Raw genomic sequence first — 11,095 nt, 5'->3', positions numbered from 1 at the left:
TGGGGTCACTCGTGAGAGCTCGCGGACGTGAATGGGTTGTGCTTCCTGAGTCGGATGACGCCATGCTGGTCCTCCGACCACTCGGAGGCACTGACGAGGAAATTGCTGGTGTTCTGCGTGGTATCGAGACGATCGAATCAGCAACTTTCGGCCTGCCCTCTCCCGAGGACCTGGGCGATGACAGGAGCTCACGGCTATTGCGTGACGCTCTGCGCATCGGCTTCCGCTCCAGTGGGGGCCCATTCCGTTCGCTCGCCGGATTAAACGTCACTCCCCGCCCATATCAGTTGGTTCCATTGCTGTTGGCTTTGCGTCAAGAGGTCGTGCGCCTGCTAGTTGCCGATGACGTTGGCATCGGCAAGACGGTAGAGGCTGGGCTGGTAGCAGCAGAACTGCTCGCACAGGGAAGTGCTCGGAAACTTGCCGTGCTCTGCCCTCCTAGCCTTGCCGAACAATGGCGTCGGGAACTGGACGAAAAATTCGGCATTCAAGCAGCGTTGGTTCTTCCGGGAACCGTTCGCCGGCTGGAGGCCGAGGCCGGCTACGGACGGTCTGTTTTCGAACACTTCGACGCAACCATTGTCTCGACGGATTTCATCAAGAACTCATCTCGCCGTGACAATTTCCTCCAGCACGCACCGGACCTTGTAATCGTAGACGAGGCGCATGGCGTCGCTGCGGACGATTCGGGCCGTGGTGGCGCAGGCCGAACTCAACGCTTCCAATTGGTCCGTGCCCTGGCTGACGATGCCCAACGCCATCTGATCCTTGTAACTGCCACCCCGCATTCTGGCAATGACGGAGCCTTCCGAAACCTGATTGGTCTCCTCGATCCCGCGCTCAAGACTATGCCTCTCGAAACCGAGACAGGACGTCGTCTGCTCGCCGAATATATGGTGCAGCGCCGCCGAGCAGACATCCGAAGGTACCTCAACGAGGACACCAAGTTCCCCTCGGACCGGAGAACCAGCGAACAGCCATACAAGCTGTCCCCTGAACACCGGGATTTCTTTGATGCAGTTCTTGCATACGTCCGTGGACGCGTTCAGGATACCTCTGGTACCAAACTGGAACAGCGCGTTCGTTGGTGGTCCGCCTTGTCCCTGCTTCGATCCATGGCTTCATCGCCGGCCGCGGCAGCAGCCACTCTGTCCACTCGTGCAGCACACACCGAAGGGGAGTCTCCGGCCCAGGCAGACAACCGGGGCATCGCAGCCGTCATGGACCAGATGGAGGATGACGGCGGCGAAGGCATAGACATCGCACCCGCGGGTGTTACCGAGGCCGAAGCCAGCACCTCGTCAACTGCCCGCCAATTGCAGTCGCTGGCGCGCACCGCCAAGGCGCTCCAGGCGGACCCGTCGCTTGATACTAAGCTCCAAGCAGTCGTCAAGCACGTCAAGGGTCTGTTGAAAGACGGATATCATCCGATCGTTTTCTGCCGGTTTATCCCTACGGCCCAGTATGTCACCGACTATCTTCGCGAAAACCTCAAGAAGGTCAGCATCGAGGTCGTCACCGGAGAACTTCCGACGGAGGAACGTGCCGCCCGCATCGATCGGCTCGCAGAACGTGCCGATGGCGGACAAAAGATCCTCGTTGCGACGGATTGCCTCTCCGAAGGCGTTAATCTGCAAGACCATTTTCAGGCCGTAGTCCACTATGATCTTGCGTGGAACCCGACTCGACATGAGCAGCGCGAAGGCCGTGTCGACCGTTTTGGTCAGACAGCAGATACCGTCCGGGCTTTGCTCATGTATGGCGAGGATAACGGTATTGACGGTATTGTTCTGGACATCTTGTTGCGCAAGCACGAGAGAATCCGCAAGGACCTCGGTGTCAGCGTTCCTGTCCCACCGCAGAGCGACCAGGTCTTGGCCGCATTGCTCGAAGGCGTGCTGATGCGCAGTCAGGATTCCGACCAGCTTGAATTTGATCTCGGCTTGACACCAGAAGCCGTCAAGCTGGATGACGAATGGCGTTCCAGCGCTGAGACCGAGAAAGCCAGCCGTACGCGCTACGCACAAGGCGCCGTGCATCCAGACCGTGTGCAGGCAGCGATGGATGCCGCACGCAACAGCCTTGGCACTTCGGAGGACGTTGCACGCTTCGTCCGACGTGCCCTGGAAGAAACGGGCGCTCATCTTCAAGATGTGGACGACGGGTTCACAGCTGATATCAGCGCAGCGGCACCTGGTATTCGAAGTATTTTCACTTCAGACAAGGATGCCCGTTTCGTGTTGGATCATCCGGCCCTTCCTGGGGCCCACGTTCTCACCAGAACTGATCCAGTTGTCGCTGGGATTGCCCAGTACGTCCTCAACACCGCGTTGGACGAACAGCTCAATGGAAAGAAAGATCGACCTGCCGCACGTTGCGGCTATGTCGCCACTTCTGACGTTGAATCCGTAACGGTGGCGTTGCTGGTGAGGTTCCGCACCAAGCTTCTGCTTCCGGCCCGAATCAACCGGGAAAACCATGCGCAGCAAGACCTCGCCGAGGAGGCAAGGATTGTCGCATTCCGTGGAGTCCCAGGGAAGCATCAGTGGCTGACTGAGGATGAAGTCGATCTCCTCCTAGCAGCCAAGCCATCGGCCAATGTCGGTGAGCAAACTGCTAGAAATATGGCAGCCGCGATCCTCAGTGGCGTGCCATTGCTGGAATCGGACCTCGCTGAGAAAGCCGCCTCCGTCGCGGAACAGATACAACGGGATCACACCGAGATCAGACTGGCAGCTCGTGGCGATTCGACAGCCGGTCGGCTCGGTATCCGTGGCCTGACTGTAGAACCAAACCTTCCCGCCGACATTCTTGGCGTCTACATCTATGCACCTGCAGGAGGCAAGCAGTGAGCGGCTCGTTCCAGGCAATCACAGTCGTTGGAGGCGTGCTTCCACCTGCAATGCTAGGTCGCATTCAGACCGGTAATTTGCAAGACCGGACCGGTCTGGATCCAGCGTCTTACTTCCTTTCTGGACGCGAGACCATCGGCGATGCGGCGTCGCGCTCCTGGTCCTACCTCAAAGGTGTGTGGCAGGACTGGCAGGACGTTGATGCCCGTAAGAGCACCACCGGGCCTGGCACCGGTGACGCGAGGCAGCGCTGGTTGCTCATCCTGCTTCGTGAACTCGGCTACGGCCAGGTTCCGCCGGCAGGATCCGGGGTCGAGGATCGGTCTACATATCCCGTATCCCATTTGTGGGGTAGTGTGCCCATCCACCTACTCGGCCCTCGCGTTCAACTGGATAAGCGGAACCCCGGCATAGATGGAGCTGCGAAGGCTCCACAGAAGATGCTGCAGGAATTCCTCAACCACAAATCCGATTACCTTTGGGGCATCCTTAGCAACGGTTTCCAATTACGCCTGTTGCGCGATTCAACAGCTCTCGCAGGTTCCGCCTATATCGAATTTGATCTCGAGACGATCTTTAACTCGGAGCTTTATCCCGAGTTCCAGCTGCTCTGGCAGCTTTGCCACCAGTCGCGTCTTGCTCCACGAGACACTGAGTCAGGCCCCGAAAGCTGCTGGCTTGAGTCCTGGCGGTCGGAATCGGTAGAGTCCGGAAGCCGTGCCTTGGATCGCCTTGGCGTCGGCGTCCAACACGCGTTGGAGCAGCTTGGCACAGGGCTTCTGCAACACCCGGACAACGCCTGGCTCGTGGAGGCCCTACGAGCAGATGACCTGTCCCGCCATGACTTTCACAAGGCCTTGCTACGTACTGCCTACCGTCTGCTGTTCTGTTTTGTCGTCGAGGACCGCGGTGCGTTGCACACTCCTGAAGCGTCCGCCGAGGTTCGGGGCCGGTACGCGGAGTTCTTCTCCACGCGCCGCCTCCGCGACCTGTCCCGGAAACACGATGGCGGACCACATAAAGATCTATGGCAGACTCAGAAACTGGTTCTGCGCGCGCTGGGCGGCGACGGTCTGGAGGCATTGGGGCTGCCGGCCTTGGGTGGCCTCTTCGATCCGGATCCCCGCGCTGCCGTCCCCGCGACCCAGCCGGGCTCCGACATTGCACTCGCATGCGAGATCGCCAACCGAGACCTGCTGCGGGCCGTACGCTCACTGTCATGGGTGAAGAACTCGTCAGGACGCGTTGAACCCGTTGACTACCGCCACCTGGGCGCTGAAGAATTCGGATCGGTCTACGAATCCTTGCTCGAACTAATCCCTCGGCTGGATCTCGAAGCGAAAACCTTCGAGTTGGAGAATGTCGCCGGCAACGAACGCAAAGTGACCGGATCCTACTACACCCCGCCAAACCTCGTATCGGCACTCTTGGACACTACCCTCGACCCACTGCTCGACGAAGCGGTCCGAGAAGCTGCTGATCTTGTCGATGCCGAACGGCGCTTGCTCGAGCTGACGGTCTGCGACCCAGCCTCCGGGTCAGGCGGCTTTCTCGTCGCTGCAGCTCGCCGCATGGCGCGTCGCTTGGCTGAAGTACGCGCTGGTGAGGACGAGCCGACACCTGAGGAGATCCGCCACGCTCTACACGACGTGGTGGACCGATGTATTTACGGCGTTGACATGAACGACCTTGCAGCTGAATTGGCCAAGGTGTCGCTCTGGCTCGAAGCCATGGTACCTGGAAAACCGCTAACATTCCTCGATTCCCGCATCAAGATTGGCAACAGTCTGATAGGGGCTACCCCGTCACTTATGGCCGCTGGAATACCTGATGAGGCTTTCAAACCACTTGACGGAGATGAAAAGTCCTATGCGTCCGAGGTACGTAAGGTTAACAAGACGCAAGCTAAATCTAATAGTGACCAGTACATCCAACACCTTGGGCAGGACTCCCTCAACATTGATGGGGCAGAGTCATCATTCGAAAAGCTAATTGCTGATCGTCAGCGTCTGAACCGGCCTTCCTCGACGGCAGCCGATGCGCGACGTCTTGCCCGCGAATACGCTACCTTTGATGAGTCTGAGGACCTTCGCATGCGTCGACTGGAGGCCGACGCATGGTGCGCTAGTTTCGTGTGGCGGCTGGACGGAGAGCACCCGAATCCGCCAACTAATTCAGTTTTCCGCAACATCGGCACAGCCTATGCCACGGGCTCGTGGGCCGATACCATAAACGAAGTTGCAAGTCTTCGCAACGAGTATCGCTTCTTCCACTGGCACTTGGAATTTCCCGAAATATTCGGCGACCCTTCCAGCGTCGATGCAAACGGACCTGACGGGTGGCCCGGCGGCTTTAGCTGCCTGCTAGGCAACCCACCATGGGAGCATGTAGAACTCAAAGAACAAGAGTACTTTGCAGCGCAAGCTCCAGAAATCGCCAACGCAACGGGCGCGAAGCGTAAGAAAATGATTAAGGAGCTGCCACTAACGGATCCGCTGCTGGCCGAGAAATTCGAACACGACAAGCGAATCATCGATGGACAACGGCATTTCTACAGCGTTTCGGGTAAGTTTCCACTAACTGGTCGCGGCAGGATAAAGACCGATTCGGTTTTTGCTGAGCTCTTCCGAGATCTTTCTGCTCCTAGGGGCAGCGTCGGGGTAATTGTTCCCACCGGAATCGCAACTGACCACACAACCCAGTACTTCTTTAGGGATCTCGTCGAGAAGAAATCGATCGTAGCCCTCTTCGACTTCGAAAACGCCGCTCCTATCTTCGATGGCGTTCACCGAAGCTACAAGTTCTGTCTCCTGACCTTGAACGGAAGGTTCCGAATTTCTGAAGCAGCTCGGTTCGCTTTCTTCCTTCATGACCCGGCGCTCATCGAATCGTCTTCGTTCGAACTGACGCCAGAAGAAATCAGGCTTCTTAACCCAAACACAGGGACATTGCCGATCTTCCGTACCCGTCGGGATGCTGAGATCACGCTCGGGATTTACAAACGCGTACCAGTACTCATCAATGAAAACGATTCGGTTAACGGTAATCCCTGGGGTGTCTCATTCAGGCAGGGTCTCTTCAACATGACCAGTGACTCTCATCTTTTTCAAACTCGTGAACAGCTTGAGCAGGAAGGCTGGAGCCTCAGTGGCAACATTTTCAGACGGCAAACCCTGACTGGCGAGCTTCAGAAAATGTTCCCCCTTTATGAAGCCAAGATGATTCATCAGTTTGACCACCGATGGGCCACATACGACGGATTAGATGCACGTGACGTGACGCAGACCGAGCGAATGGATCCCAGTTTCGAACCGACTCCACGTTACTGGGTTTCCGAAATCGAGACACTCAATAGGGCGGGAGGGAATACAGGTAATCATTTACTTGTTTTCAGGGACATCGCACGGTCGACTGACGAACGAACGGCGATCTTCGCGGAGATCCCCCTCGTTGGAGTTGGCCACACGGCTCCCATAATGAGACTGTCGCGAGGAGCAGATGTTGCTTCTGCGATTGCCAACTCATTCGTATTTGACTATGTGACGCGGCAAAAGGTTGGGGGAACTCACCTAACATACTCATATCTAAAACAGCTTCCGTTCCCGCATCCGGAGATGTTCTTTAGCACGGAGACGCGTCCGAATGGCATTGATGCTGCATGGGTGGGCCAGCGAGTCATCGAGCTCAGTGACTGCTCAATCGCGATGAATGAACACAGCTACGTTTGGGATGATGCTCGTCGCACAAGAATCCGAGCAGAAATCGACGCGGCCATGTTGCATATATTTGGCATGGACCGAGAGTCAGCGGTATACCTACTGGATTCGTTCGAAATCACGGCACGGAAAGATCACTTAAAGTACGGAGAATTCCTGACCAAAAAGCTTGTTCTTGAGGTATACGACGCGATGCATGCTGCAAGCTTACTGGGACAGACTTATGATTCACCGCTCTTGCCGCCGCCTGGACAGGGAGCTCGTCACATTCTTGAGGAGATGATCTGATGACTGTTTGGAGCGAGATCCTACAGTACTCGCGGCTTTTTCTAGACCAAGTCGATCTAGATTCCGAAGAACGCAGTTACAAGCTCTCCTTTGCCCTGGGGGCCAAAGCTGCCCGACAACAACTGCTGAATGGCCAGCAGCAATGGTTCGAAACTCTGCGCCGGGAGGTCTCTAAAACGAATCTCGTCAATCAATATTTCATGATGGCGCTCATCAAAGCTGCGAATGAAAGACCTGATGAATTACGCAAAGCCGTTCTCGATTTTTGGGTTGATCCCGTATCACCAGACAAGTTAGACAAACTGGAATATGACCTAAGAGCCCTGAATCCACAGCGACTCTCGGCCGGCGGGGCAATCGGGTTCGGGGCGTTATTGCTCATGGCGGTTTCGCCAACCCAATACGTTCCGTTTCGTGCGCGACGGACAGCGGAGTTCATACGGCTACTAGGACGAGAGCCACTGAAATCAAGTGCATCGGCCTGTGACCGGTACGGGCAAGTGCTGGATATTCTGGACGAACTGGTCGAACATGCCCAGTCCGCGGGTCTTCCCATCCAGGATCGTCTGGATGCCCAGGGGCTCATCTGGACACTCACCAACTCGGACCCAGATCCTACATGGCCCAGTGATGAAGCCCAAGCCTTCCACAGCTGGCGTGGAGACAAGAGTATCTCGGCACCGGAATATACAAGGGGTCCCGGGAAGTCACCCGCTACCGAGAGCGCCGCATGGAAGATACTGGAACCGGGCCTGTTCGGCAAGGCTTCCCCAATTGACGGCGTAACGCAGACATGGACGACGTTCGCATCATCCAGTCTTCTACAAACACGCGAGAGCCAAGACGCAGCTGACGCTGGAGGCTTCCTCGAGCGGCTTGAAGTCCAGTTGGCGGAGTCGTCCAACGATGTTTATCTGCTCGCCGCAGAAATGACCTATTTGCAATGCATAGCCCTATCCAACATAGGGGCGGTCAAAAAGACGGAGCGGATCAACACGATCTTGGGCTGGTCCCCGGATGGCCCATTTGAGCTTCCGCCTGAACTCGCGGTGGCACTGGAAGCCCCTGGCTCTTTCCATGGAGGCATGGGCTTCAACATGCACATCGCTGCCCATATCGGCTGGTTATTGCGCTTTGTCAAGCATATCCGGAACCTCTCACAGACCGAGCTCGACGCTGCCTTATCAAGCCCATGGGTGTGGATGGAAATGACGTCTGCCGTTCCGGACGATGTCCCCGCAATACGATATGCGATCGACTACCTCGTATGGCCAGATTATCTCCAGCCGATCGTCGCTAAAGAAGACCGTAAGAAGATCCGTGATACTTTTGTGAATCTTCTCGGAGGGTCACGTGGCAACACTGAGCTCGATATCGCACAGGACCTTCACGATATCCGCCAGATTCATGACGGCGAATCTGGTCAATTCACTGAATGGTACGGGGAACCCTACAAGTCGCAATGGCAGAATTTCGCGGGAACCGTTCGGAAAGCGTGGCTTGTCCGCCAAGCCCAAGCGGGCAGCCCTATGGCTGAGACCTGGCAAGCAGAAGGCATCGTTACCCTCCCGGCGCAGACGTTGGGTCAGGAGATCATCGGTCATGATTTCGAATCGGTTCTCGACTCGGTCAAAGACGTTTACGGCCACATCAACTTGGCAGACCAGAAGGACAAAGCCAAGGAGCTTCATCGGTTCGCCAGCCAGATGGACGAAGGGGATCTGGTCATCGCCCCGTGGGAAGAAGTCCTGCTCGTCGGCACCGTGGACAGCGAGGCTTACGTCGGAGATTTCCACGGCAATAAGCTATGCCGTACCGTCGACTGGCATCCGGATGCCGTTCCCAATGCGGATCTTCCGGATCCCCTTCCGCGATTGCTAGGCGAACCTGGCGGAATCGTGGATGTCACGGAGGCACTGCTGGCTATCGAAACTTGGCGAAAACGCCCCACCGCGAACAGTGGGGAAAATCCTGCCCCTTCAGGAGCGGGAACACTCAAGCCACGTATCGACGTCGTCCCCCAGCTGAAAAACGCCAGCGATGAATTGGCAGAGAAACTGCATGTTGAGCGGCAAGATCTGCAGGAAATGATCGATCTCCTCCGAACCCGACGGCAGATTGTCCTGTATGGCCCGCCGGGGACAGGCAAGACGTTTATCGGTAAACATCTGGCCCGTTATTTGGCCGGAACTGAGCATGCCGAGCACACCCAGATCGTGCAGTTCCACCCGTCCTATTCTTACGAGGACTTTTTCGAAGGCTTCCGGCCTAGCGCACCGGCCAATGGGCAGGTTGGGTTTGAGCTGCAGCCTGGACCCCTACGAAGGCTCGCCAAACTTGCCAGCCAGGCGGGCAACGAGGACAAGCCGTTCTTCTTGCTGATCGACGAGATGAACCGTGGAAATTTGGCAAAAGTCTTTGGCGAACTGTATTTCTTGTTGGAATACCGCAAAGACAGCATCCGTCTGCAGTACAGCCCGGACGAGGACTTCTCACTGCCGCAGAACTTGTTCATCATTGGAACGATGAACACCGCCGATCGTTCCATCGCGATGGTCGATGCGGCTATCCGCCGGCGCTTTGCTTTCGTTGAACTTCATCCGCAGGATGGGATTGTCAAGGAAGTCCTCGGACGTTTCTTAGCTGCCAACGGACATCCAGCTCTGGTCGCAGACTTACTTGATGCTCTCAACGAGGAACTTGGTTCAGACAAGCGTGATTTGGCGGTGGGGCCGTCTTACTTCATGAAGGATGATGCTCTGGATGCCGCGGGCTTGAGAAGAGTCTGGAAATACGAGTTGCTGCCCCTGCTCGAGGAGTATCATTTTGGCGAATTGGACCGGGAGCAAGTCCACGAGCGTTTCTCTCTGGAAGCTTTGCTCCACGGATTGGGGCGTTCCCTAGACGAACTGCAGCTTCCGATTGATGCGGATGCCGACTAATGCTCAAGGCGCCCACCCGCCACATCACTCTCGATGAACTGGCGATTGATTCTGCTCCACTGGAGCTCGATGAGGATACACGCTTGGCATTGGAAAGCACCAGGTTGGTCGTTGTCAGAGGTGCTGGTCACGGCAAGTGGAAACTGATACCGAACGGATTAGTCGGAGCTGTTCAAATCGATAATCTTCTCGTCGAAGTAAAGCCCAAGGATAAAGTTGGTATTTCCCAGATCCTTTTTCTCCTAAGTTATGCGAAAGACCCCGGGTTCCGGCCGCAGAACGTCGAAGCGGAAACTACAGAGGATTTGTGGGCAGCATTGGGCGAAACGCTGGCGCGGCTAGGAGAGCGAGCTACCTCGCGGGGTGTACTCCAGGGATATGTCTCGCAGGATGAAGCACTACGGACTGTGCGCGGCCGAATCCGAATGTCGGATCAGGTAACGCACAGGCCAGGCTTTATGTTCCCGATCGAGGTAACCCACGACGAATACACAATCGACGTTCCAGAGAATCGGATCTTGCGAGCGGCCGTGCGCCGTATGTTGGTAGTGCCCAAACTAGATGTAGAAGTACGCAGACGACTTTTGCACCTTGATCGGAAGTTGGCAGACGTATCATCGTTGGTCCGGGGCCACCGACTCCCACAATGGACACCATCACGATTGAATGCCGCTTACGTGCCTGCCTTACGTATCGCCGAGGTGGTACTGAGGAATATGGTGGCCGAGGCTTCCCCAGGGAAGCTCCATGTCGCTTCCTTCGTGGTGAACATGGCCAAGGTATTCGAGGATTTCGTGACAATGGCACTGACCGAAGCGTTACGGAAATATCCGGGACGCACTGTAGCGCAATACAAGACGTACATGGACGAACCTTGTTCTGACGGTACACCGGGCATTGTTCTGAAGCCGGACATCGTTCATTTCGTTGATGGAGAAGCAACGTTAATCTTTGACGCCAAGTACAAATCAGCATCAGCAAACGGGCAGTATCCGAACGCGGACCACTACCAAATGTTGGCCTACGCAACTGCGATGGACAGGACCAACGCTTGGCTTATCTATGCCGATTCAGGAATGCCGACCAGACGTCGAGTCCGTAATTCTGAAATCTTCGTGCACGAATATCCTATTGATCTTTCTGGGCGGCCTTCTGAAGTACTTGCCAGGGTAGATTACTTGGCAAAGAGTTCATTCACCACAGTGTTCGTTGAACATCCCATTATCTAGCTGTTGCATCATTCAGAAAATGCTCGCCACGTTTTGTTATTTCTGAGGCCTATGGATGGCGCGACCGA

Annotated in this window: 4 protein-coding genes; all 4 read left to right on the top strand. The window is 56.1% G+C overall.

The window, feature by feature from the left end; translation table 11 throughout:
- Positions 1 to 62 precede the first annotated feature (62 nt).
- From ACIOU9_RS08495 to ACIOU9_RS08480, 4 genes are read left to right on the top strand one after another with little or no spacing between them, the layout of a single operon-like run.
- Entirely contained in the window at positions 63 to 2,852 is a 2,790-nt protein-coding gene (locus tag ACIOU9_RS08495) for a helicase-related protein (RefSeq protein ID WP_402696560.1), read from the top strand.
- A complete protein-coding gene (locus tag ACIOU9_RS08490) occupies positions 2,849 to 6,856 on the top strand; it encodes an Eco57I restriction-modification methylase domain-containing protein (protein ID WP_402696559.1) in 4,008 nt (1,335 codons plus the stop codon). Before ACIOU9_RS08495 ends, ACIOU9_RS08490 begins: the two co-directional genes overlap by 4 nt.
- Positions 6,856 to 9,798 carry an McrB family protein gene (locus tag ACIOU9_RS08485; protein ID WP_402696558.1) on the top strand — a complete coding sequence of 981 codons (2,943 nt, stop codon included), beginning with the start codon at positions 6,856 to 6,858 and terminating at the stop codon, positions 9,796 to 9,798. Before ACIOU9_RS08490 ends, ACIOU9_RS08485 begins: the two co-directional genes overlap by 1 nt.
- Positions 9,798 to 11,027 (top strand): McrC family protein, encoded by a 1,230-nt coding sequence (locus ACIOU9_RS08480; RefSeq protein ID WP_402696557.1) that lies wholly within the window; start codon positions 9,798 to 9,800, stop codon positions 11,025 to 11,027. Before ACIOU9_RS08485 ends, ACIOU9_RS08480 begins: the two co-directional genes overlap by 1 nt.
- Positions 11,028 to 11,095 lie beyond the last annotated feature (68 nt).

This window comes from Glutamicibacter sp. NPDC087583, from assembly GCF_044743685.1.
GTDB lineage: Bacteria > Actinomycetota > Actinomycetes > Actinomycetales > Micrococcaceae > Glutamicibacter.
The sequence above is the reverse complement of the archived record's forward strand: the minus strand, read 5'-3'. Positions and strand labels throughout refer to the sequence as shown.